Source organism: Cupriavidus sp. 291-E7 (assembly GCF_057798835.1).
Map to the genome: position 1 here is coordinate 158,122 of NZ_JBYOJV010000010.1, position 22,880 is coordinate 181,001.

The 22,880-nt window shown below is 65.6% G+C and carries 26 protein-coding genes; 21 read left to right on the forward strand and 5 right to left on the reverse strand.

The annotated features are described in order from the left end of the window. The first annotated feature begins 74 nt into the window (after positions 1-74). From purD to AC3FLX_RS19030, 12 genes are all read left to right on the forward strand, one after another. Positions 75-1,343: a phosphoribosylamine--glycine ligase gene (gene purD / locus AC3FLX_RS18975; protein WP_488698845.1), complete on the forward strand. Its 1,269-nt coding sequence runs from the start codon at positions 75-77 to the stop codon at positions 1,341-1,343. Positions 1,344-1,467: 124 nt separating this feature from the next. Continuing rightward, positions 1,468-2,379, forward strand: a complete 912-nt coding sequence (hemF, locus tag AC3FLX_RS18980) for an oxygen-dependent coproporphyrinogen oxidase (protein ID WP_488698846.1) — start codon at positions 1,468-1,470, stop codon at positions 2,377-2,379. A gap of 5 nt (positions 2,380-2,384) precedes the next feature. Beyond that, positions 2,385-3,092, forward strand: coding sequence for a nicotinate-nucleotide adenylyltransferase (locus AC3FLX_RS18985; protein WP_488698847.1), 708 nt, complete (start codon positions 2,385-2,387; stop codon positions 3,090-3,092). Positions 3,093-3,137: 45 nt separating this feature from the next. Next, positions 3,138-3,935 carry a ribosome silencing factor gene (gene rsfS, locus AC3FLX_RS18990; protein WP_488698848.1) on the forward strand — a complete coding sequence of 266 codons (798 nt, stop codon included), beginning with the start codon at positions 3,138-3,140 and terminating at the stop codon, positions 3,933-3,935. A gap of 35 nt (positions 3,936-3,970) precedes the next feature. Further along, positions 3,971-4,450 carry a 23S rRNA (pseudouridine(1915)-N(3))-methyltransferase RlmH gene (gene rlmH, locus AC3FLX_RS18995; RefSeq protein ID WP_488698849.1) on the forward strand — a complete coding sequence of 160 codons (480 nt, stop codon included), beginning with the start codon at positions 3,971-3,973 and terminating at the stop codon, positions 4,448-4,450. A gap of 93 nt (positions 4,451-4,543) precedes the next feature. Beyond that, positions 4,544-5,146 carry a Maf family protein gene (locus AC3FLX_RS19000; protein ID WP_488698966.1) on the forward strand — a complete coding sequence of 201 codons (603 nt, stop codon included), beginning with the start codon at positions 4,544-4,546 and terminating at the stop codon, positions 5,144-5,146. 104 nt (positions 5,147-5,250) lie between these two features. Further along, positions 5,251-6,711, forward strand: a complete 1,461-nt coding sequence (gene rng / locus AC3FLX_RS19005; RefSeq protein WP_488698850.1) for a ribonuclease G — start codon at positions 5,251-5,253, stop codon at positions 6,709-6,711. 185 nt (positions 6,712-6,896) lie between these two features. After that, entirely contained in the window at positions 6,897-7,751 is an 855-nt protein-coding gene (gene phnC, locus AC3FLX_RS19010) for a phosphonate ABC transporter ATP-binding protein (RefSeq protein ID WP_488698851.1), read from the forward strand. Positions 7,752-7,830: 79 nt separating this feature from the next. Further along, positions 7,831-8,820, forward strand: coding sequence for a phosphonate ABC transporter substrate-binding protein (gene phnD, locus AC3FLX_RS19015; RefSeq protein WP_488698852.1), 990 nt, complete (start codon positions 7,831-7,833; stop codon positions 8,818-8,820). Between the two features lie 75 nt (positions 8,821-8,895). Then, entirely contained in the window at positions 8,896-9,708 is an 813-nt protein-coding gene (phnE, locus tag AC3FLX_RS19020) for a phosphonate ABC transporter, permease protein PhnE (RefSeq protein ID WP_488698853.1), read from the forward strand. Further along, positions 9,705-10,244 carry a phosphonate degradation HD-domain oxygenase gene (locus tag AC3FLX_RS19025; RefSeq protein ID WP_488698854.1) on the forward strand — a complete coding sequence of 180 codons (540 nt, stop codon included), beginning with the start codon at positions 9,705-9,707 and terminating at the stop codon, positions 10,242-10,244. Before phnE ends, AC3FLX_RS19025 begins: the two co-directional genes overlap by 4 nt. After that, the gene (locus tag AC3FLX_RS19030; RefSeq protein WP_488698855.1) at positions 10,244-10,708 is read left to right on the forward strand and encodes a GNAT family N-acetyltransferase; all 465 of its coding nucleotides are present in this window, start codon (positions 10,244-10,246) and stop codon (positions 10,706-10,708) included. Before AC3FLX_RS19025 ends, AC3FLX_RS19030 begins: the two co-directional genes overlap by 1 nt. 83 nt (positions 10,709-10,791) lie before the next feature. Here AC3FLX_RS19030 and phnN read toward each other — a convergent pair whose 3' ends face one another. The 4 genes from phnN to phnF form a co-directional block, all read right to left on the reverse strand. Then, complete coding sequence (gene phnN / locus AC3FLX_RS19035) at positions 10,792-11,358, reverse strand: phosphonate metabolism protein/1,5-bisphosphokinase (PRPP-forming) PhnN (RefSeq protein WP_488698856.1); 567 nt, start codon at positions 11,356-11,358, stop codon at positions 10,792-10,794. Next, positions 11,355-12,098: a DUF1045 domain-containing protein gene (locus AC3FLX_RS19040; RefSeq protein WP_488698857.1), complete on the reverse strand. Its 744-nt coding sequence runs from the start codon at positions 12,096-12,098 to the stop codon at positions 11,355-11,357. Before AC3FLX_RS19040 ends, phnN begins: the two co-directional genes overlap by 4 nt. Next, positions 12,095-13,297: an alpha-D-ribose 1-methylphosphonate 5-triphosphate diphosphatase gene (locus AC3FLX_RS19045; RefSeq protein WP_488698858.1), complete on the reverse strand. Its 1,203-nt coding sequence runs from the start codon at positions 13,295-13,297 to the stop codon at positions 12,095-12,097. The genes AC3FLX_RS19040 and AC3FLX_RS19045 overlap by 4 nt, the downstream gene beginning before the upstream one ends. Positions 13,298-13,424: 127 nt before the next feature. Next, positions 13,425-14,159, reverse strand: coding sequence for a phosphonate metabolism transcriptional regulator PhnF (phnF, locus tag AC3FLX_RS19050; RefSeq protein WP_488698859.1), 735 nt, complete (start codon positions 14,157-14,159; stop codon positions 13,425-13,427). A gap of 183 nt (positions 14,160-14,342) precedes the next feature. Between phnF and phnG the strand changes: the two genes are divergently transcribed. The 8 genes from phnG to AC3FLX_RS19090 all read left to right on the forward strand — a co-directional run bounded on the left by phnG (position 14,343) and on the right by AC3FLX_RS19090 (position 20,993). Beyond that, the gene (gene phnG / locus AC3FLX_RS19055) at positions 14,343-14,831 is read left to right on the forward strand and encodes a phosphonate C-P lyase system protein PhnG (protein WP_488698860.1); all 489 of its coding nucleotides are present in this window, start codon (positions 14,343-14,345) and stop codon (positions 14,829-14,831) included. Continuing rightward, entirely contained in the window at positions 14,831-15,457 is a 627-nt protein-coding gene (phnH, locus tag AC3FLX_RS19060) for a phosphonate C-P lyase system protein PhnH (protein WP_488698861.1), read from the forward strand. Before phnG ends, phnH begins: the two co-directional genes overlap by 1 nt. A gap of 1 nt (position 15,458) precedes the next feature. After that, on the forward strand, positions 15,459-16,580 hold the full coding sequence (locus tag AC3FLX_RS19065) for a carbon-phosphorus lyase complex subunit (protein ID WP_488698862.1): 1,122 nt from the start codon (positions 15,459-15,461) through the stop codon (positions 16,578-16,580). Next, positions 16,577-17,479 (forward strand): alpha-D-ribose 1-methylphosphonate 5-phosphate C-P-lyase PhnJ, encoded by a 903-nt coding sequence (locus AC3FLX_RS19070; protein WP_488698863.1) that lies wholly within the window; start codon positions 16,577-16,579, stop codon positions 17,477-17,479. Before AC3FLX_RS19065 ends, AC3FLX_RS19070 begins: the two co-directional genes overlap by 4 nt. Next, positions 17,476-18,252, forward strand: a complete 777-nt coding sequence (gene phnK / locus AC3FLX_RS19075) for a phosphonate C-P lyase system protein PhnK (RefSeq protein WP_488698864.1) — start codon at positions 17,476-17,478, stop codon at positions 18,250-18,252. Before AC3FLX_RS19070 ends, phnK begins: the two co-directional genes overlap by 4 nt. A 2-nt stretch (positions 18,253-18,254) precedes the next feature. Continuing rightward, entirely contained in the window at positions 18,255-18,983 is a 729-nt protein-coding gene (gene phnL / locus AC3FLX_RS19080; protein ID WP_488698865.1) for a phosphonate C-P lyase system protein PhnL, read from the forward strand. Positions 18,984-19,055: 72 nt separating this feature from the next. Next, the gene (locus AC3FLX_RS19085) at positions 19,056-20,255 is read left to right on the forward strand and encodes an alpha-D-ribose 1-methylphosphonate 5-triphosphate diphosphatase (RefSeq protein WP_488698866.1); all 1,200 of its coding nucleotides are present in this window, start codon (positions 19,056-19,058) and stop codon (positions 20,253-20,255) included. 210 nt (positions 20,256-20,465) lie between these two features. Further along, positions 20,466-20,993, forward strand: coding sequence for a hypothetical protein (locus AC3FLX_RS19090; RefSeq protein WP_488698867.1), 528 nt, complete (start codon positions 20,466-20,468; stop codon positions 20,991-20,993). A 60-nt stretch (positions 20,994-21,053) separates the two neighbouring features. Here AC3FLX_RS19090 and AC3FLX_RS19095 read toward each other — a convergent pair whose 3' ends face one another. Beyond that, on the reverse strand, positions 21,054-21,659 hold the full coding sequence (locus AC3FLX_RS19095; RefSeq protein WP_488698868.1) for a peroxidase-related enzyme: 606 nt from the start codon (positions 21,657-21,659) through the stop codon (positions 21,054-21,056). Between the two features lie 183 nt (positions 21,660-21,842). Here AC3FLX_RS19095 and waaC point away from each other — a divergent pair, with 183 nt between their 5' ends. Further along, positions 21,843-22,832 carry a lipopolysaccharide heptosyltransferase I gene (gene waaC, locus AC3FLX_RS19100; protein ID WP_488698869.1) on the forward strand — a complete coding sequence of 330 codons (990 nt, stop codon included), beginning with the start codon at positions 21,843-21,845 and terminating at the stop codon, positions 22,830-22,832. Positions 22,833-22,880 lie beyond the last annotated feature (48 nt).

Below are 22,880 nucleotides of genomic sequence, written 5' to 3' on the forward strand. Positions count from 1 at the left end.
GCGCCCCATCGGCGGCAGCCCGGATCCAGTCCAGCTGCCGCTTTTCGCATGCGTTTCTTTTCTGGCAGTGGATCATGAAAGTTTTGGTTGTCGGTTCCGGTGGGCGTGAGCACGCACTGGCCTGGAAATTGGCCCAGTCGCCCAAGGTGCAGGTCGTCTACGTGGCGCCGGGCAACGGTGGCACGGCGCTCGACAAGCGCCTGCAGAACGTGCCGCTGACCGATCCTGAAGTGCTGGCCGCCTTCGTGGAGCGCGAAGGCGTGGCCTTCACCGTGGTCGGCCCCGAGGCCCCGCTGGCCGCCGGCATCGTCGACGTGTTCCGTGCCCGAGGCCTGCGCATCTTCGGACCGACCAAGGCTGCCGCGCAGCTGGAATCGTCGAAGGATTTCGCCAAGGCGTTCATGCATCGCCACGGCATCCCGACCGCCTACTACCAGACGTTCTCGGACGCGGCGGGCGCCCACGCCTATATCGACGCACAAGGCGCGCCGATCGTGATCAAGGCCGACGGCCTGGCCGCCGGCAAGGGCGTGGTGGTGGCGATGACGCTGGAAGAAGCCCACGGCGCCGTGGACATGATGCTGGCCGACAACAAGCTTGGCGATGCCGGCGCCCGCGTGGTGATCGAGGAATTCCTGGAAGGCGAGGAAGCGAGCTTCATCGTCATGGTGGATGGCAAGAACGTGCTGGCCCTGGCCACGAGCCAGGACCACAAGCGCCTGCTGGACGCCGACGCCGGCCCCAACACGGGTGGCATGGGCGCCTATTCGCCGGCCCCGGTGGTGACGCCGGCCCTGCACGCGCGCGCGCTGCGCGAGATCATCCTGCCGACCGTGCGCGGCATGGAAAAGGACGGCATCCCGTTCACGGGCTTCCTCTACGCCGGCCTGATGATCGACAAGGAAGGCAACCCGAAGACGCTGGAATTCAACTGCCGCATGGGCGATCCGGAAACGCAGCCGATCATGGCGCGCCTGAAGACGGACCTGGTCGATGTGATGGAAGCCGCCGTCGATGGCAAGCTGGACCAGATCGAGCTGGACTGGGACCGCCGCACCGCACTGGGCGTGGTCATGGCCGCTTACGACTATCCGGAAAACCCGCGCAAGGGTGACGCCATCACTGGCATCCCCGCCGAGACCGACGATGCCGTGACGTTCCATGCCGGCACCACGCTGCAGGACGGCACGCTGCGCACGTCCGGCGGTCGCGTGCTGTGCGTGGTGGGCCTGGCCGACACGGTCAAGGCCGCGCAGAAGAACGCCTATGCCGCCGTGGAGCAGATCCGCTTCGATGGCATGCAGTTCCGCACCGACATCGGCTACCGCGCCATCAAGCGCTAAGCCGGCCCAGCCAAGGATTCCCCCCACGCCCCGTGGGGTGGGTCCAGCCGCTACAATCATGACACCGCGATGACGGCCGGCCCCGCCCGGCCGTCGTTGCACCGGCCACACTCACCCGCCCATCATGATCGATTCCCAGGCAGTCCGTGACTATCTGCTCGGCCTGCAAGACCGCATCACCGACGCCATTGCCGCCGTCGACGGCCAGGCGTTTCTGACCGATAGCTGGGAGAAACCGCCCACCGAACGCCTGCGTGGCAGCGGCCGCACTCGCATTCTGGAAGGCGGCTCGGTGATGGAGCGCGCTGGCGTGGGCTTCTCGCACGTGCGCGGGGACACGCTGCCGCCATCGGCCAGCGCCAACCGGCCCGAACTGGCCGGGCGCAGCTTCGAGGCAATGGGCGTGTCGCTGGTTTTCCATCCGCGCAACCCGCACGTGCCAACCGTCCATATGAACGTGCGCTGTTTCATCGCCGTAAAGCCGGACGCGGAGCCAGTCTGGTGGTTTGGCGGCGGCATGGACCTGACGCCCTACTACGGCAACGCCGACGACTGCGCGCATTTCCACCGCACTTGCAAGGCTTCGCTGCAACCGTTTGGCGATGATCTGTATCCGCGCTTCAAGCAGTGGTGCGACGAGTATTTCGTCCTCAAGCATCGCGGCGAGGCGCGCGGTATCGGTGGCATCTTCTTTGACGATTTCTCGGCACCGGGCTTCGACACGAGCTTTGCGATGATGCGCTCGGTGGGCGATGCGTTCCTGGATGCCTACCTGCCGATCCTGAACGCCCGCAAGGACGCGGCCTATGGCGAGCGCGAACGGGACTTCCAGGCCTATCGCCGTGGCCGCTATGTCGAATTCAATCTGGTGTTTGACCGTGGCACCCTGTTCGGCCTGCAATCGGGCGGCCGCGCGGAATCGATCCTGATGTCGATGCCGCCGCAGGCAAACTGGCGCTATGACTGGCAGCCCGAGCCGGGCACCCCCGAAGCGGCGCTCTACACCGATTTTCTGCCGGCGCGCGCGTGGGCCTGAGACTGATGACTGAAGCCACACCCGCCCCCGCCCAAGCCGACAGCAACCGCCCCTACCGCCTGGGTATCCTTGGCGGCACCTTTGACCCGCCGCATCGCGGCCACGTTGCGCTGGCGCAGCTCTGCATCGACCACCTGGACCTCGACGAGCTGGTCTGGATTCCCACCGGGCATTCGTGGCAAAAAGGCGACCAGGTGACGCCGGCCGCGGACCGCTTTGCCATGACCGAGCTGGCGGCGTCCTCGCTGGAGCCCGGCCGCGCCAAGGTGCGCGTGAGCCGCATGGAGGTGGACCGGGACGGCCCCAGCTATACGATCGACACCGTGCGCCAGCTGCGCGACGAATACGGCCCCGACACGTCGATGGCGTGGCTGATGGGCGCCGACCAGTTGCTGCGCCTGCACACGTGGCATGGCTGGGAGGCGTTGTTCGAACATGTGCACCTGTGCATCGCCACGCGCCCCGGTTTCCACCTGGACGAACTCGAAGGTCCGGTACTTGCTGCCATGCACGAGCGCCTGGCGGACACGCACCTGATACAATGCTCGCCCTCCGGACATATGTGGATCGACCAGACGCTCGCCGTCGACCTGTCGTCCACCGGCCTGCGCGAACACCTGGCCGATGGCCTGTTGCCGGACCAGACGGATGACCGACTGCCAGCCGGCGTGGCACACTACATCGCGCGTCACGGGTTGTATCAGCACCCCTGAGCCGACGCGCACCCTACCCGAATGAAGCTGAACAAGAAAGACACCATGGATATTCGTAAACTGCAGCGCGCGATCGTCGACGGACTCGAGGATGTGAAGGCGCAGGACATCAAGGTGTTCGACACCACTCACCTGACCGAACTGTTCGACCGGGTGGTGATCGCCAGCGGCAATTCGAACCGCCAGACCAAGGCGCTGGCGGCGTCGGTTCGGGACACGGTCAAGGATGCCGGCGGCCATATCGTGGCCGTGGAAGGCCTGGAGACTGGCGAATGGGTGCTGGTGGACTGCGGCGACGCCGTGGTGCATATCCTGCAACCGCAACTGCGCCAGTACTACAACCTCGAAGAAATCTGGGGTGACAAGCCGGTTCGCGTGAAGCTGGCCGCCACCAAGGGCCTGGCCAAGGCCAGCGAGCCGATGGATGACGACGAGGATGCGGAACCGGCACCGCGCGTGCGTCGCGCGACGAACCTGCGTCCGGCACTGGCCCGCCTGCCCGAAGGCATGAAGGAGCCGTCGCCGCCGATGGGCCACGAGGACACCGACCCGGACGCCATCGCCACGATCCGCAAGCCGGTACGCAAGACCAGCAGCGCCGGAACGGCCGCCAAGGCCCCGGCGCGCAAGACCACCACCGCACGCAAGACGTCGACGGGTACCGCCGCCAAGGCGCCGGCCCGCAAGACCGCTGCCGGTACGGCTGGCAAGGCACCGGCACGCAAGACGGCTGCCGGCACCGCCACCAAGACCGCCACCAAGGCACCGGCGCGCAAGACGGCGGCCACCAAGACCGCCGCCAAGACGACCGCACCGCGCAAGCGCACCACGCGCTCTGCCTGATCGCCGGCTGAAGCACTGACCACCGGGCATTTCACATGCAACTCGTGATCGTGGCCGTCGGCCACAAAATGCCCGCGTGGATCGAGTCCGGCTTTGCGGAGTACGCCAAGCGGATGCCGCCCGAACTGCGCATTGAACTACGCGAAGTCAAGCCGGAGGCCCGCTCTTCGAGCAACAACGCCGCCACGGTCATGCAGCGCGAAGCTGCACGCATCGAGGCCGTGCTAGGTTCGCTGTCGAAGCAGCTGCGCATCATCGCGCTCGACGAGCGCGGCAAGGACTGGACCACGGTCCAGCTATCCGAGCAATTGACTGGCTGGCAGCGCGAAGGCGGCGATGTCGCCTTCCTGATTGGCGGTGCCGACGGACTCGACCCCGCGCTCAAGGCGCGTGCCCAGACGCTGGTGCGACTTTCCAGCCTGACCCTGCCGCACGGCATGGTGCGCGTGCTGCTGGCCGAGCAGCTGTATCGGGCCTGGTCGGTCACCCAGAACCATCCGTACCACCGCGCCTGAGTCCGTCCTGGGTTGCCGCGCTCCCACAATGCGGGGCGGGGACCGTTCCTGAGCCAGTACAATCGTCGCCAACAACTGCTGGCCCCGATTCCCGTGACCTCCATCCTCTATCTCGCCTCCCAGTCCCCACGCCGCCGCGAACTGCTGACGCAACTTGGCGTGCAATACGAACTGCTGCTCGCCGATGCCGGCGAAGATGCCGAGTCGCTTGAAGCGGTGCTGCCCGGTGAGTCACCCGACGCCTATGTGCAGCGCGTCTGCGCGCTCAAGGCCGATGCCGCCCTGCAGCGCCGTATCCGGCGCGGCTTGCCCGAGGCCCCGATCCTGACTTCCGACACCACGGTCTGCCGGGGCGGCGACATCCTGGGTAAACCCGCCGACGGCGCCGATGCGGCGCGCATGCTGGCCGATCTGTCCGGCACCACGCACCGCGTGCTGACGGCGGTGACCGTGGTGTCGCCGCTGGGCCAACGTCATGCGCTGTCGATCTCGCACGTCACATTCCGCAAGATGGGTACCGCCGAGATTGACCGCTACGTTGCCAGTGGCGAGCCGCTGGGCAAGGCCGGCGCCTACGGCATCCAGGGGCGCGCCGCCGAGTTCGTGGAGCGGATCGACGGTAGCTATTCGGGTATCATGGGCCTGCCCTTGTTCGAGACGGCGGCACTGCTGCGCGAGGCCGGTCTGCGCTTCTGACCCGCCCCGTTTGCGCCGTCCGATCCGAGGGTGCAGGGGTCAATGCCCGGGCACGCCGGGCGACAACAACAAGCGCCGGCATACCGGCGACGGCATCTACCGCTATGACCGAAGACATCCTCGTCAATATCACCCCGCAAGAAACCCGCGTGGCCATCGTGCAGCAGGCGGCCGTGCAGGAACTGCACGTCGAACGCACGCTCACGCGCGGCCTGGTCGGCAATATCTATCTGGGCAAGGTCGTGCGCGTGCTGCCGGGCATGCAGTCGGCATTCATCGATGTGGGCCTGGAACGCGCGGCGTTCCTGCACGTGGCCGACATCTGGCATCCGCGCGACGGCAACGAAAAGAACAACCACGTCGCCATCGAAAAGACACTGTTCGAAGGCCAGGCGCTGATGGTGCAGGTGATCAAGGACCCGATCGGCACCAAGGGGGCGCGGCTCTCCACACAGGTCAGCATTGCCGGACGCACGCTGGTCTACCTGCCTCAGGACCCGCACATCGGCATTTCCCAGCGTATCGAAGGTGAAGTGGACCGCGAAGCCCTGCGCAGCCGTGTGCAGGGCCTGGTGCCGAAGGACGAGCGCGGCGGCTTTATCGTGCGCACGATCGCCGAGGAAGCCAGCGACGAGGAACTGGGCAACGACATCGCCTACCTGCGCAAGATCTGGGCGTCGATTCGTCAGAACTCCACCACGCTGCCGGCACCCAGCCTGCTCTATCAGGATCTGAACCTTGCCCAGCGCGTGCTGCGCGACTTCATCAATGACGCCACGGGCGTGATCCAGGTGGACTCGCGCGAGAACTTCGTGAAGCTCGTGGAGTTTGCGCAGGAATACACGCCGGCGGTGCTGCCGCGTCTGTCGCACTACACCGGCGAACGTCCGATCTTCGACCTCTTCAATATCGACGCGGAGATCGAAAAAGCGCTGTCGCGCCGCGTGGACCTGAAGTCCGGCGGCTACCTGATGATCGACCAGACCGAAGCGATGACGACGATCGACGTCAACACGGGCGGTTACGTCGGCGCGCGCAATTTCGACGACACGATCTTCAAGACCAACCTCGAAGCCGCGCACACCATCGCGCGCCAGCTGCGCCTGCGCAACCTGGGCGGCATCATCATCATCGACTTCATCGACATGGAGAACCTGGAGCACCGCGATGCGGTGCTCTCGGAACTGAAGCGCGCGCTGTCACGAGATCGCACACGCATCACGGTGAATGGTTTTTCGCAGCTCGGACTGGTGGAGATGACGCGCAAGCGCACGCGCGAATCGCTGGCACACGTGCTGTGCGAGCAGTGCCCGGTCTGCACCGGCAAGGGCCAGGTCAAGACCGCCCGCACGATCTGCTACGACATCCTGCGCGAAATCATGCGCGAGTCGCGGCAGTTCAATCCGCGCGAGTTCCGCATCCTTGCCTCGCAGGAAGTCATCGATCTGTTCCTTGAGGAAGAAAGCCAGCACCTGGCGATGCTCGGCGACTTCATCGGCAAGCCCATCTCGCTGCAGGTGGAATCGACGTTCCACCAGGAACAGTACGACATCATCCTGATGTAACGGTTGCCTTGCCCCTCCCCGCCGCGGGAGGGGAAACCGTCGCCTGAAATCGATTTCAGCGCCCTCCCTCCCGCTGCGCTCCATCGCGCACCCCTGTCCGAACATCGGAAAACCTCTGCCTAAAGTCATCGTTCTGTCATCCACCCTCGCCAGAATGCGCAAGTCATTCAAGCAAGGGAGTCGACATGACGCATGCAATCGAAGTCCGCGGCCTGAGCAAGTCGTTCCGCGCGGACCGCAAGGCGCTTGACGACGTCACGCTGCACATCGCCCCCGGCGAGATGGTTGCCCTGCTGGGCGCCTCGGGCTCGGGCAAATCGACGCTGCTGCGCCATATGGCCGGCTTTGTCGCTGGTGACGCCGGTTCTGGCGAGATTCTCGTCAACGGCCGCACGGTGCAGCGCAACGGTCGTCTGGCGCGCGATATCCGCAAGGTACGCGCGGAGATTGGTTTCGTATTTCAGCAGTTCAACCTGGTGGGCCGCCTGCCGGTCATCACCAACGTGCTGGTCGGCATGCTGACCCGCGTGCCCAAGTGGCGCAGCCTGATCCGCTTTTTCAAGGCGGATGAAGTCCAAGCCGGTCTTGATGCCTTGGCCCAGGTTGGTATAGACGACTATGCGTTTCAGCGCGCCTCGACGTTGTCGGGTGGTCAGCAACAGCGCGCCGCGATTGCGCGGACGCTGGTGCAAAACGCCCGCGTCATCCTGGCCGACGAGCCGATCGCATCGCTCGATCCTGAGTCGTCGCGCCGTGTGATGACGTTGCTTTCGCAGATCAACCGCACCCGCAAGGTGGCCGTGGTGGTGTCGCTGCATCAGGTGGATGTGGCGATGCGCTATTGCCCGCGCGTGGTGGCGCTGCGCAACGGCAAGGTGGTCTACGACGGCCCGTCGGCGGCGCTGACGCCAAAGATGTTGCGCGACCTGTATGGCACCGAGGCCGACGAGCTGCTGCACGACAGCGTGCCCGACGCGCCGACATCGGCCGAAGGCGTACCCGCCCCGGTCATGGTCAGGATGGACCTGGCCGCCGCCTGAGCGCCGTACCCGGACAGTTTTACCCAGACCGCATTACCCAGACCGCATTACCCATCAGTCTTTCCAAACGGAGTTTTCGATGCTTCGCAGAACTTTCCTCGCCGTCGTGGCCTCGGGTGTCGTTGCACTGCCCGCCTTCGCCCAGGACGCCAAGACCCTGAATATCGGTTTCATTTCGACGGAATCGTCGTCGAACCTGAAGAACGCCTGGCAACCGGTGATCGACGACCTGAGCAAGGCGCTCGGCGTGCAGGTCAAGCCGTTCTTCGCCTCGGACTATGCCGGCATCATCGAAGGCATGCGCTTCAACAAGGTGCAGATCGCCTGGTTCGGCAACAAGTCGGCGATGGAAGCCGTGGACCGCGCCAATGGCGAAGTGTTCGCCTCCGTGATCGACAAGGATGGCAACCCTGGCTACTGGTCGCTGCTGATCGTCCGCAAGGATAGCGACCTCAAGTCGGTCGAAGACGTGATCAAGCGCGGCAAGGATCTGTCCTACGGCGCCGGCGATCCGAACTCGACGTCGGGCACGGCCGTGCCGGGCTACTACCTGTGGGCCGCCAACAAGGTGGACCCGAAATCGCTGTTCAAGGCGGTGCGCATCAGCAACCACGAAACCAACCTGCTGTCGGTACTGAACAAGCAGGTGGACGTGGCCGTGAACAACACCGAGAACTTCGAGCGCTATCGCATCAACACCGGCAAGAACGCCTATGACGAAGTGCGCGTGCTGTGGAAGTCGCCGCTGATCCCGGCCGATCCGCTGGTCTACCGCAAGGACCTGTCGCCGGATCTGAAGAAGAAGATCCAGACGTTCTTCGTCAACTACGGCAAGGGCGCCGACGCCGCGCGCGAAAAGCAGACGCTGGCCGCGCTGACGTACCAGGGCTTCCGTCCGTCGACCGATGCCCAGCTCGTGCCGATCCGCCAGATCGAGCTGGCCAAGGAAAAAGCCAAGATCGAGACGGACGGCACGCTGGCCGCCGCCGACAAGGAAAAGAAGCTGGCCGACGTGACGCGCCGCCTGGCTGAGCTCGACAAGGCTGCCGCCACCACCACGCAGCAGTAAGCCGTACCTAAGACCGGCAATGCCCGCGCGGGCGTTGCCGGCCTTCATCGTTTCAGGTCTTTACCCCGGATTCCCATGACTGCCACCGCCAAGCCTGGCCTGCCCCCTTCGCCCCAAAGTTCCGTACGGCCGCCGCGCACATCCCTTTCCGTGTTGCTGGTCTGGGGAGTCGTGCTGGCCATGCTCGCCATGTCCTGGCAAGGCGCCGACATGCGCCCGCTGGATCTGCTGCGCGACTCCGGCAACATGGCCAAGTTTGCCGCCGATTTCTTCCCGCCCAACTTCCGTGACTGGCAGACCTATCTCGAAGAGATGATGGTCACCGTGCAGATCGCGCTGTGGGGCACCGCACTGGCCGTGTTCATGGCCGTGCCGCTGGGGCTGCTGTGTTCCGCCAATATCGTGCCGGTGTGGGTCTACCAGCCGGCGCGCCGCGTGATGGACGCATGCCGTGCCATCAATGAGATGGTGTTCGCGATGCTGTTCATCGTGGCCGTGGGCCTGGGCCCGTTTGCCGGCGTGCTGGCCATCTGGATTCACACGATGGGCGTGCTGGCAAAGCTGTTTGCCGAAGCCGTCGAAGCGATCGATCCGCGCCCCGTGGAAGGCGTGCGCGCCACCGGCGCCGGCCCGATCGAGGAAATCGTCTATGGCGTGATCCCGCAGGTGCTGCCGCTGTGGTTGTCTTTTGCGCTGTACCGCTTCGAATCGAACGTGCGCTCGGCTTCGGTCGTCGGCATCGTCGGTGCCGGCGGCATCGGTACCGTGCTGTGGGAAATCATCCGCAGCTTCCAGTATGCGCAGACCTGCGCGGTCATGATCATCATCATCCTGTTCGTGGTGGCGATCGACGTCATTTCGGCGCAGATCCGCAAGGTGCTCGTATGACCGCGCTGACCCTGCCCCATATCGCCGGGCTGTTCCGCGACCACGGCACCGCGTACTACGGCGGCGAGGCCATCAGCCAGACCGCCCATGCGCTGCAATGCGCGCAACTGGCCGAACAGGCCGGCGAAAGCGAAGCGCTCATCGTTGCCGCGCTGCTGCACGACGTGGGACACCTGATGCTGGCGGAAAGCAGCACCACCGACATGCGCCACCAGGAAGCCGCCGCCGATGCGCTGGCCCGGCTGTTTGGCACCGAGGTGACGGAACCGATCCGCATGCACGTAGCCGCCAAGCGCTATCTGTGCGCGGTCGATCCGCAGTACTTCGACACGCTGTCGCCGGCGTCGGTGCACAGCCTGCAATTGCAAGGCGGGGTGTACGACGGCGATCAGGCCGAAACCTTTGCCGCGAAGCCACACGCGCTGGAAGCGGTGCGTCTGCGTCGCTACGACGACCTGGCCAAGGTGATCGACCTGACCACGCCGCCGCTGTCCCACTACCTCGACATGGCCGCGCGCTGCGCCCGTATTGCGTAATGGAAACCGCTGTCGATACCGCACTGACGCTGCGGGAGGTGCAAGGCTCCGATGCGGAGCTGCTGCACCTCTCCGCCTTGCTGGCGACGATGGATGACGAGACGCCGTTGCCGCTGGCCACCATGCGCGAACGGTACGCGGCCATGCGCCGCCTGCCGGACTACCGCTGCTATCTGATGGTGGATGACAACGACGTGCCGATGGCCACCTTCAGCCTGCTCGTGTTTCCGGTGATGGTGCACGATGGACGGCCCGAGGCGGTTCTGGAAGCGGTGGTGGTAGCACCCGCCGCTCGCGGCCGCGGGATCGGCAAGCAGATGATGGCCGAAGCAATGCGTCTGTCGCGCGAGGCCGGTGCGGCCAAGCTGATGCTGTCGTCGAACGCGCGCCGCCTGCAGGCGCATCAGTTCTATCGCCAACTCGGGTTCACCGAGCACGGAATCAGCTTCAGTACGGATCTTTGAAATCCTGCGCGGAATGCGCCGGGAATCGATGCGCTGGCACGATTCCCCGGCCACGCTCCCGTTCGCAGGAGAATGCGGGCCAATCAGCCGGTGACGAGGCTCGCGAAAGCGTCAGCCGAATCCTTCAGGTCACCACTGTTGTCGATCTCGATCAGCTTGCAGCCCGCAGGCACGTCGAAAGGCTGCGTGGCCCGCGCCAGCCGCCTGGCAATCGCGCCTTCCGATTCCCGGCCCCGATTGCGCAACCTCACAGCCAACACCTCGGGCTTCACCCGCACATGCACCGCGCAGAGTTTGGGATAGCGTGCAGCGGCATCGGGCAGGTATTCGCGCGAGCCATTGACGATGACCTTCAGGCCCCGCGCCAGCCACTGCTCGATCTCCACTCCTATGCCGTAGTGCAGGCCGTGGCTCTGCCAGTGCATGGCCAGGCAGCCGTGATCGATGCGGCGATGGAACTCGTCGGCGGTCAGTGCCACCGACGCTTCGTTGGCATCGGCGGCGCGCGTGATATAGCGATGGGCGATGACCACGGGGTCGGTCGGCTTCAGCCGGTCGCGCAGGGCCCTCAGCAGCGAATCCTTGCCACTGCCGGATGGGCCCATCACATAGAACAGGCCGCTGCCGTCGGTTTCAGGTCGGGTACTCATGCTTCAAGGCAGCTCACGCCGGCACCGTCCACGGTGGAGCCATCGAAGCGATAGTGGCGCGCGGCGACAAAGTCGGCGCCAGCTTCCTGCTGCACGTAGACGCTGATGCCATCGACGTGCAGCGGCCGCTCCAGCAACCGGCCCCCGGCGGCGGACAGCATGCCGAACGCCGCGGCTTCGTCGGCCGCGTCGAGCATGCCGGTCAGCGTGATGTGGAATGTGAACGTATCGAACACGTACGGATAACCCCAGGCATCGAGGTGCCGGCGCTGCGCGGGACTCAGCTTTGCGGGGTCGCGGCGTGCGATCTCGGCTGCGGTCGGCGGCGCGCGGAAGCGGTCGAACTCGCTGACGCATGCATCGGCCAGCGCGTGCATCTGGCGCCCGCCCTGCCCGTCCGCATCGTCAAGGCACCAGGCCAGGAAGCCGCGCAGCGCGCGCAGCGTCAGCGGTGCGTCGAACGGCTGGCGTGCCGCCGCGAACGCGCGCATGGCGCCATCGAGCATGGCCGCATCCGTGCCGTCGGCCAGCCGGAACGGTGGCTTGAGCGTGGCATGCAACGCATAGTGCGCGGGAGCCTCGATCCATGCGACCGGCCGTTGCGCGATGCCTTGCGGCAGCGGCAAAGCGGCGCCCGTATCGGCATCGCGGCCCAGCCACTGGGCGCCGAAACTGCGGAACGGCTCGGCCGGCGCAAGGTAGATCGCGTAACGATGAGCGGGTCTGGCAGCGCGACTCATGCGGCCAGGCTGCCTTCATCAGCCAGGTCGATCAGCGGCAATGCCACCGTGGCATGACGCAGTTCGCCGTTGACGATGGCACCGCAGACGCGCGGCAGGCCCGGCACACTGTCGTCCACCAGGATTGCATCGGCCCGCATGCCCGGCGTCAGCACGCCACGATCGCGCAGACCCGCGGCACGCGCCGGATTGCGCGAGACCAGGTGCCAGGCCTCGGGCAAACCGCAGATACCAAGCTGGACGAGCTTGAACGCGGCCTGCAGCGGCGCGGGATAGTAGTAGTCGGAAGCGAGCACCGTGCACAGGCCCGCCGCAATCATTTCCGTGGCATTCGGCGCGCCGGTGTGGCTCTTGCCACGCAGCACGTTGGGGGCGCCGAACACGGTTTCGTCGCCGATCTGGCGCGCGAGCGTGGCCACTTCAACGGTCAACGGGAATTCGGCAATGGCGCAGCCCTGGCGATGGTAGTGCTGGCGTGTGGCCGCGTCGGGATCGTCGTGCGACGCCACCGGCAGATTGGCGGCACGCGCGGCCGCGATCAGGCTCGCCACTGCCGCCGGCACATCCTGTGCGTGGCGGCTGGCCGTACGAAGGCGACTACGGAACGCTTCCATATCGCATTCGGCGCGCTCCGCGTACTGCGCGAGCTTGCGCTCATCGTTCATGCGCCGTGCCATCGTCGGCAGGTGATCGTTGATGGCCAGCAAACTCACGCGGCCGTCCGCCATCCATTGCAGCGCCGTTTCGACGCCGGCCAGGTGATAGGCCTCGAAGCGCAGGTGCACCTTGTGCGACGCGCCCAGGATGGGCTGCAGCTGCGACAGCGCCTCGAACATGCGCAGCGCATACGCTTCACCGCGCAGACCGCCCTCCCACGACAGCGTGACGCCGTGGAATTCGGTAGTGATGCCGTTGGCCAGCAACTGGCGGTCCACGTCGAGCAACGCAGTGCCATACGGAAAGCTGACGCCGGGACGCGGCATCACCGAACGTTCGAACGCATCGCCGTGAATATCGACAATGCCCGGCAACACCAGGAGATCGCCGGCATCCAGGCAGGCGCCGCTACCGGCCGCCTGTTGCGCGACGTTGCCGTGTTCGAAACCGAGCGTCGCCGGGGCCACGGCGCCGGCACCCAGCACCCGGCGGCCGGTAATCCCGCACAGCGGGAGCGAATAGGATTGATTTGTCGTTTGCATGATGGAATTACATGATCGACGGCTACGTTAGCTCTGTCAGATGACAGACGGATGTCTAGACCAATATGACTGCCAGGCAATTGACGTTGCAGCCTCGACTGTGCTTCACGAGGCCGCGGAAAATCTGTCAGTCGTTGTCGGACACCGTAAGCTGCACCCAGTCCCCGGCGAAGCGGGTCATGCTGTATTGCACGGGCACGCCGTCGATATCGACGTTGAGCGCCTCCACCTGCAACACCGGGCGCGTCTTCGGCTGGTTCAGCAGCCGTGCCACCGGCGCGCTGGGCATGGCGGCCGTGATGCGCGACCACTTGCGCGTGTAATCGGCAATGCCATAGTGGGTCAGCGCGCGAGAGATGGATGCGGTCTCGCGCACCTTTTCCTCCAGGCCCGGAAACCGCTTGGGGTCGAAATAATGCTCGGCCACGTCGATGGTGCGGGCTTCCGCCTTGCCCACCATCTGGATGTGAAGAATGTCCGCGTTGCGCGCCAGGCCCAGATGCTTGGCAATCTCGGGCGCGCGCAGCGTCTGGCTGTCCACAACCTCCAGGTGCCCGCGCATGCCCTGCGCGGCCAGGTTTTGCGAGAAGCGCGTGCGACGTCCGATCGCATAGTCGATCGCATGCTCCTGCACAAACGTGCCGCGGCCCTGCTCGATGCGCACCAGGCCGCTCAGTTCGAGCTCGCCCATCGCACGGCGGATGGTGTGGCGATTCACGGCAAACCGCGTGGCCAGTTCCGGCTCGGGCGGCAACTGCTCGCCGGGGCCATAGAGTTTGTTGCGGATGTCATCCGCCAGCGCCTCGCCAATCTGGCGCCAAACCGCCACGCCAGAACCGCGTTCAACTTCCCGATCAGACATCTTCCGTTCTGCCCTGTGTCATCAAGCCTTAATGGTTGCCGTGCGATTGTGCCTCAGTCCCGGCTCGTGCGCGCCGTGCCCGACCAAATCCCCGACCCGTCATGAAACGTTCATGTGCCTGTGGTCTAGTAGCGCCGTGTTGTGTTAGTTTACATCTAAACGTATAGACGTATAGGGGTGATTATGCAGAGTGAAATCGCCAACCAGGCCAACTCGGCACGTGCCGCGTGGCTGCGGGTACTGGCGCTGGCGCAATCGGACGTGCTCGATGCGGCCTACACCCGGTTGTTCGAAGCGGCGGCCAAGCCCGCTTACCGACTGCTGCGCAAGCCCGAATCGGGCATGGCGATGGTGCGTGCCCGCGCCGGCGGCACGGGCGCACAGTTCAACCTCGGCGAAATGTCGGTCACGCGCTGCGCCGTGGTGCTGGATGCGACGCCCGGCGAAGCGGCCACCGCTGGCGTGTCGTATGTGCAGGGACGTGGCCAGCGCCACGCCGAGCAGGCTGCCGTGCTGGACGCACTGCTGCAACAGCCGGCCTGGCACCAGCGCGTGCAGGACATCGTCATCGCGCCGCTGGCGCAGGTGCTGACCGAGCGCGCGGCACGGCAGGCCGCCACGGCCGCGCAAACCCGCGTGGAATTCTTCACGATGGCACGCGGAGAAGACTGATGTCATCCACCCAGAACGCAATGCAAGCCCCTGCCTCCGCCGCAACCTCCCTGCTGCCCGGCTTCGACAATCCCGTCGATGACGCGCAGGCTGTTTTCCGCGCCACGCTCGAAGCGTTCGCACACCCGGGCCGCCTTGAGACGCTGCCCGTTGCAAGCGGTCTGCCCGAAGGGCTGTCGCCGGCGCTGACCGCGCTGCTGCTGACGCTGGCCGATCCGGACACACCCGTCTGGCTGCCCGCCGATACGCCCGCCGCCGCGCGCGCCTTCTTGCGCTTTCATTGCGGATGCCCGCTGGTCGACAGCGTCGGTGAAGCCACATTCGTGTGTGTGCCCGCTGGCCACGCCATGCCCGCGCTGGCCGACTGCGCGCAGGGTCTCCCGGCTTATCCCGATCGCTCGGCCACGCTGATCGTCGAAGTGGCCTCGCTGCACGACGGCGACGCGCTGACGCTGCACGGCCCCGGCATCGAAACCACGCAGGCACTGCGCGTACGCGGCCTGCCCGCCGACTTCCGTCAAAGCTGGCGCGCCAACAACGCCCGCTTTCCGCTGGGTGTGGACCTGCTGCTGGCCAGCGGCGAACACTTTTGCGCCATGACCCGCACCACGCACGTGGAGGACTGACATGTATGTAGCCGTCAAGGGTGGCGAGCGCGCCATCCTGAATTCCTACCAGATGCTGGACGCCTACCGCCGTGGCGACACGTCGGTGCCTGAAATCACGCTTGCCCAGATCCGCGAACAGATGCCGCTGGCCGTATCGCGCGTCATGGCCGAAGGATCGCTCTACGATCCGCATCTGGCCGCACTCGCACTCAAACAGGCGGCCGGCGACCAGATCGAAGCCATCTTCCTGCTGCGCGCGTACCGCACCACGCTCGCGCGCTTTGGTTACACGCAGGCGCTGGATACCGGCAGGATGAAGCTGCAGCGCCGTATCTCGTCGACGTTCAAGGACGTGCCGGGCGGACAGGTACTGGGTCCGACGTACGACTACACCCAGCGCCTGCTCGACTTCACGCTCGAAGCCGGGCGCGAGCCGACGCCGATGCAGCCGTCGCCCGAACCGCTGGCGCAGAACATGCCGCGCGTGACCGGCCTGCTCGAAGCCGAGTCGCTGGTGGAGGCCGACACGATCCCCGCGGGCGACCCCGCCCCGCCCGACCTGACGCGCGAACCGCTGACCTTTCCCGCCGAACGCCCCGCGCGGCTGCAGAACCTGGCCCGCGCCGACGAAGGCTTCCTGCTGGCGATGGGCTATTCGACGCAGCGCGGCTATGGCAATTCGCACCCATTCGCGGCGGAGATCCGCTATGGCAGCACCGAAGTCGAAATGTTTATCGAGGAACTCGGCTTCGCGGTCACCATTGGCGAAGTGGAGCTGACCGAATGCCAGATGGTGAGCCAGTTCGCCGGCAATGCCGATGAAGCGCCGCGCCTGACCCGTGGCTATGGGCTGGTATTCGGATACAACGAGCGCAAGGCGATGTCGATGGCGCTGGTGGACCGCGCGATGCGTGCCGAAGAGCTTGGCGAAGCGGCCGACAATCCGGCCAACGACATCGAGTTCATGCTGTACCACAGCGACAACGTCGAAGCATCCGGCTTCGTGCAGCATCTGAAGCTGCCGCACTACGTTGACTTCCAGGCCAACCTGGAACTGCTGCGCCGCCTGCGCGCCGAGCCGGGACAGGCGGGCGCCGCGCAGACCGAGCAACAACCGTCGCAAGAGGAGTCGCTGGCATGAGCACCGCCACCGCAAACACTACCGCCACCGTCGCGCGCGACGAGCATTACAACTTCGGCTACCTGGACGAATCCACCAAGCGCATGCTGCGCCGCGCACTGCTGAAGGCCGTGGCGATTCCGGGCTACCAGGTGCCGTTCGGCAGCCGCGAGATGCCGCTGCCCTATGGCTGGGGCACCGGTGGCATCCAGGTGACCGCCGCGATCATTGGCCGCCAGGACGTGCTCAAGGTGATCGACCAGGGGTCCGACGACACCACGAACGCCATCAACATCCGGCGCTTCTTCGGCCGCGTGACCGGCGTGCAGACCACCGAGCGCACCACCGAAGCGACGATCATCCAGACGCGCCACCGCATTCCGGAAACCCGGTTGCAGGCGGACCAGATCATGGTCTACCAGGTACCCATCCCCGAGCCGCTGCGCTGGCTGGAACCGAGCGAAACGGAAACCCGCACGATGCATGCGCTGGCCGAGTACGGCTCGATGCACGTGAAGCTCTACGAAGACATCGCGCACCACGGGCATATCGCCACCACCTATGACTATCCGGTGATCGTCAACCAGCGTTACATGATGCGCCCGTCGCCGATTCCGAAGTTCGACAACCCGAAGCTCGACCGCAGCCCCGCGCTGATGCTGTTCGGCGCCGGCCGTGAAAAGCGCGTCTACGCGGTGCCGCCCTACACGTCGGTCAAGAGTCTCGATTTCGTCGATCACCCGTTCACCGTCGAGAAATGGTCGACCTGCTGCGCCCAGTGCGGCGCCACCGACAGCTACCTCGATGAAATCATCACCGACGATGCCGGCACGCGCATGTTCGTGTGCTCGGACACCGAGTACTGCGCCGATCGCCAGGCCGCGCAAGCCGTCATGAACGCCGCCGGAGGCCACCAATGAACGCCACGCCACTGCTTTCCGTCCGCAACCTCACGCATACGTGGGACGGCGTGCACGGATGCCACGACGTCCACTTCGACCTCTATCCCGGAGAAGTGCTGTGCGTGGTCGGTGAATCCGGCTCGGGCAAGAGCACGCTGCTGCAGGCGCTGTCGATGCAGGTGAAGGCTCAGCGCGGCAGCGTCAGCTACGACATGCGCGAAACGGGTCTGACCGACCTGGCATCGCTGTCCAGCGCGCGCATGCGGCTGCTGGCCCGCACCGACTGGGGTTTCGTGCGTCAGCACGCCCGCGATGGCCTGCGCATGCAGGTCAGTGCCGGCGCCAATATCGCCGAACGCCTGATGGCCGTGGGCAACCGCCACTACGGCGACCTGCGCGAGATCGCCGGCGCCTGGCTGGAGAAGATGGAAATCGATCTGGCCCGCCTGGACGATGTGCCCAGCACGTTCTCGGGCGGCATGCAGCAGCGCCTGCAGATCGCCCGCAACCTTGTCACGCACCCCCGCCTGGTGTTCATGGACGAGCCGACCGCATCGCTGGACGTATCGGTGCAGGCCCGCCTGCTGGACCTGATGCGCCGGCTGGTGACCGATCTTGGCCTGGCCGCCATTCTCGTCACGCACGACCTGGCCGTGGCACGCCTGCTGGCCCACCGCACACTGGTCATGCAAGGCGGCCGGGTGGTCGAACAAGGCCTGACCGACCAGATCCTCGATGACCCGCAGCACCCGTACACGCAGCTGCTGGTTTCCTCCATCCTGCAGGGCTGATCATGACGCAGACAGATTCCCGAAAGCTGATCGAGGTCCGCGGCCTCGGCAAGATGTTCACATTGCATAACCAGGGCGGCATCCGCCTGCCCGTGCTGCAAGCGATCGATTTCGACGCGTCGCGTGGCGAATGCCTCGTGCTGTCGGGCCGCTCGGGCACCGGCAAGAGCACGCTGCTGCGCTGCCTGTACGGCAACTACCTGGCGACCGAAGGCACGATCCGCCTGCGCGATACGAGCGAAACCGACGAGCCCTGGGTCGAGCTGACCAACGCCCCCGAACAGCGCGTGCTGAAACTGCGCCGTGACGTGATCGGCTATGTGTCGCAGTTCCTGCGCGCCATCCCGCGCGTCTCCGCGCTCGACGTCGTGGCCGATCCGTTGCAGCAGCGCGGCGCCACCCACGAGGAAGCGCGCGCCAGGGCCGCCGTTCTGCTGGCACGCCTGAACCTGCCACGCCGCCTGTGGGACCTGCCGCCGGCGACGTTCTCGGGCGGGGAACAGCAGCGCGTGAACATCGCACGCGGCCTGATCGGCGGCCATCCGATCCTGCTGCTCGATGAGCCGACCGCATCGCTCGACGCCGACAACCGCGCCGTGGTGATCGAGCTGATCCGCGAAGCGTTGGCCGAAGGCCGCGCGCTGATCGGCATCTTCCACGACGAAGCCGTGCGCGACGCCGTGGCCACGCGCGCCCTGCCGCTGCAACCGGCCGTGGCCGCCAACGCCTGAGGCACTGCAGCCCCGCGCAGCCCCGACGCCAGCCCCCGACAAACCTGCCCCGAACCTGAAACGGAACCGGACATGTCCACCACCTACCTCACGCACGCGACGCTCGTTTTGCCCGACCGCGTGCTGCATGACAGCGCGATGCTGATTGCCGATGGCCGGATCGCCGCCATCGAACCCGCATCGGCACCCGTCGACGCCAACGTGATCGACCTGCGCGGCCACACCGTGATGCCGGGCCTGATCGACGTGCATTGCGATGCCATCGAGAAGGAAGCCGAACCGCGCGCCAACGTGCTGTTCCCGCTCGACTTTGCGGTGGCGCAGGTCGACCGCCGCAATGCCGCCGCCGGCATCACGACGCCGTACCACGCGCTGTCATTCGCCAGCAACCAGTTCGGCGTCCGCAACAACGAGACCGCTGCCACGCTGGTACGCGCCGTGGCCGAGTATCGCAAGCACAGCCTGGTCGACAACCGGATTCACTGCCGCTATGAAGTCACCGATGCGGCCGCCGTGCCGGTGCTCGAAATGCTGATGGCCGAGGGCGTGGTCGATCTGCTGTCGGTCATGGACCACTCGCCGGGCCAGGGCCAGTTCAAGACGCTCGATGCCTACCTGTCGTACATGATGGGCAACCACGGCATGAGCCACGAGGAAGCGGCCAACGCGGCGGCCAAGAAGACCGCCGAACTCGACGGCGCCACCGAGCGGGTCAACCGGCTGGTATCCAAGGCGCACGCGCTGGGCGTGCCCACCGCCAGCCATGACGACGATTCGCCGCAGCGCATCGCCGCCATGCACGCGCTGGGCGTGCGCATGAGCGAATTCCCGATCAACCTGGACACCGCGCAGGCCGCCTCGGCGCACAAGCTGCCGACCATCCTCGGCGCGCCTAACGTGTTGCGCGGCAAAAGCCAGAGCGGCTCGATGCGTGCGATCGATGCGATTCATGCCGGCGTCGGCAATATCCTCTGTTCCGACTACCAGCCTTCGACGCTGATTGCCGCCGCATTCGCCGCCGCGCGCCTGGCCGACCTGCCGCTCGACCAGGCGCTGGCACTGGTCAGCGCCAATCCGGCCGATGCCTGCCTGCTGGACGACAGGGGACGACTGCTGCCCGGCAAGCGTGCCGACGTGATTGCCGTCGCCAGCGTGGCTGGCCAGCCGCTGGTTACGCATACCTGGTCGGCCGGCCGCCTGGTGTTTGCCGCCGGCTATCCGGCCGTGCAACACGCGGTGCCGCGCGAAAGCGAACTGCAGGCCGTGGCCTGAGCGACCGACGCGCCTTCAAACGCGCGTTCGGATCGTGAAGGAAAGCCAAAAGAAAGGCCGCGCATCGTCTCCGGTGCGCGGCCACATTCTCTGAATATAGACGGTGGACCTTACCCGCGCACGATAGGACTAGTCCTCATCGCATAGCGCTGGCCTTTGTACCGCGATCCCCTACATTGAAGGTGGCGGGAGGCCAGAGGGGGGGTCGACATGAAGTCAATACGCGTTACCGTGCCAGCAATGCTGGCGCTTTTTTTATGCGCGGGCTGCGCGGATCTTTTGCCGCACAAGGTAGACAGCTCGCCACCACTGGCTGGCCCTATGGTCAATGCCGATACGACCTACCCGCCCACGCCCATGTCGCGCGCCACGCCAATCGCCGCGCGCGAGATCAATATGGCCGGCGCCTGCAAGCGCACCGAGGAAGACGGCTTCCGCGAGGATGCCGTCGTCCGGGTGTCGCACAACGCCGTGCAGACGCTGAGCTGGAAACTCTGGGTATCGCGCAAGGGTTCGTGCCGCTTCGACCTGGAACAGTTCAAGCAGGTACAGCAGACGCCGCACATCGAGCTGCATGCGGTGGACGGCAGCGGCTGCAAGCTCATGGTCTGGCAGGACCCGCGCCGTATCACGCTGGCCCACGCGCGTTGCGAGAAATACTGCACGCCAGGAATCTACGAACAGGCGTGGCCGGTGCTGTTCGATCCCCGCAGCGGAGATTGCGCGCAGATTCGTTGACCGCTCGGAATCTGCTCCCTTCCGCCACGCCCGGTAGAAGGGAGCAAGCCGGTGCCAGGGCTACTTCGCCTTTGGCACGCGCCCCATCAGGAAGAACTCCTCGTTCGGCCGCATGCTGATGGTGTTGGCCATGCGGTTGGACAGGCCGAAGAACGCCGTGATGGCGGCGATGTCCCATGCGTCCTCGTCGTCGAAGCCGTGGGCGCGCAACGCCTCGAAATCGGCTTCGCCGATCGAGTGCGACGATTCGCAGACCTTCATCGCGAAATCCAGCATCGCACGCTGGCGCGGCGAGATGTCGGCCTTGCGGTAATTGACGGCCACCTGGTCCGCCACGAGCGGCTTCTTCTCGTAGATGCGAAGGATGGCGCCGTGCGCCACCACGCAGTACAGGCACTGGTTGGCCCCTGACGTCGCCACGACGATCATTTCGCGGTCGCCCTTGGTCAGGTTGCCGGTTTCCTTGAGCATCAGCGCGTCGTGGTACGCAAAGAACGCGCGGCATTCGTCCGGCCGGTGCGCCAGCGCCAGGAAAACATTCGGAACAAAGCCTGCCTTTTCCTGCACCTCCAGCACGCGCTGGCGAATATCGTCAGGCAGCGTGGCAATTTCTGGAACGGGATAGCGGCTGATAAGCGGGCTGCGGGTGTGCGCCTGTGCGGTCATGGTCTCCTCCGGCTGCATCGAATCAGCCACATTCTAGTCAATCTGCGACGTTCGCAACGGCATGTTTCGAAATATGGGAACGCTCACCAATTCGGGCATACTTACGCGGCTTGCAAACGGCCGGCGGCGTCCAATATCGCTCCGGCAGCCATTACATATAACCATTACTGACTTCGCGCCCTCATGAAGCGAGTTCTTATCGTCAAGATCACGTCGCTCGGCGACGAGGTTTTTGCCCAGCCGCTGGTCACAGACCTGAAGCGTGCGTATCCCGGCGTCCGGATCGACTGGTTCGCCGACGAATACTGTGCCGAGGTATGCCGCTGGAATCCGGAGATCGACCGCGTCATCAGCGCGCCGCTGCGTGCCATCAAGAAGGACCGTAGCTGGGCCAACGTGCGTGCGATCCTGGGCGCCATCCGGGCGCTGCGCAAGGAAAAGTACGACGCGGTGATCGACATCCACGGCGTCTACAAGAGCGCCATCGCCGTGGCCCTGACCCGCTCGAAGCGACGCTACGGTTATCCCGACCACGAACTGGGCGAAGGCGGTTCGGCGTTCGCCTATACCGATCGCCTGGCCGGCCGCGCTCCGGAGGACAATTTCTGTCAGCGTGCCCGCGTGCGCCGCTCGGTGAGCCGCGCGCTTGGTTATCAGATCGACGACAAGATGGTGTACGGCCTGCAACTGCCCGAACCGGACAAATTGCCGGCACAAGGCCGCAATGGGCCATTCGCCCTGCTGTTCCATGCCACGTCCGACGAGGCCAAGAAATGGCCGCCGCAAAGCTGGATCGAGGTAGGCAAGGTGCTGAGCCAGCGCGGCCTGCGCGTGCTGGTGCCCTGGGGTTCGGAATCGGAGCGCAAGGAAGCGGACGTACTGGTGGCCGGAATTCCGAATGCAGAGCTGCTTGACCGGATGAGCGTGCTCGAATGCTCGCGCCTGGTCAACGCCGCCGACGTCGTGCTGGGCACCGATACCGGCTTCGTGCATATCGGCGAGGCGCTGGGCAAGCCGGTCGTCATGGTATTCAACAGCACGTCGCAGCACTACTACGGCGTGCAGGAGCCAGGACGTGTCGTGTCGCTCGGCGGCGATGGCGTGACGCCCAGCATCGCCGAAGTGCTGGCCGCTCTCGAAGAGGTGTACCCCGCGCCGGTGCTGGCGTCCTGACCCGCACGCAGCCGGTCGAAATAAAAAATGGCGGTGAAGCCCCGAAAG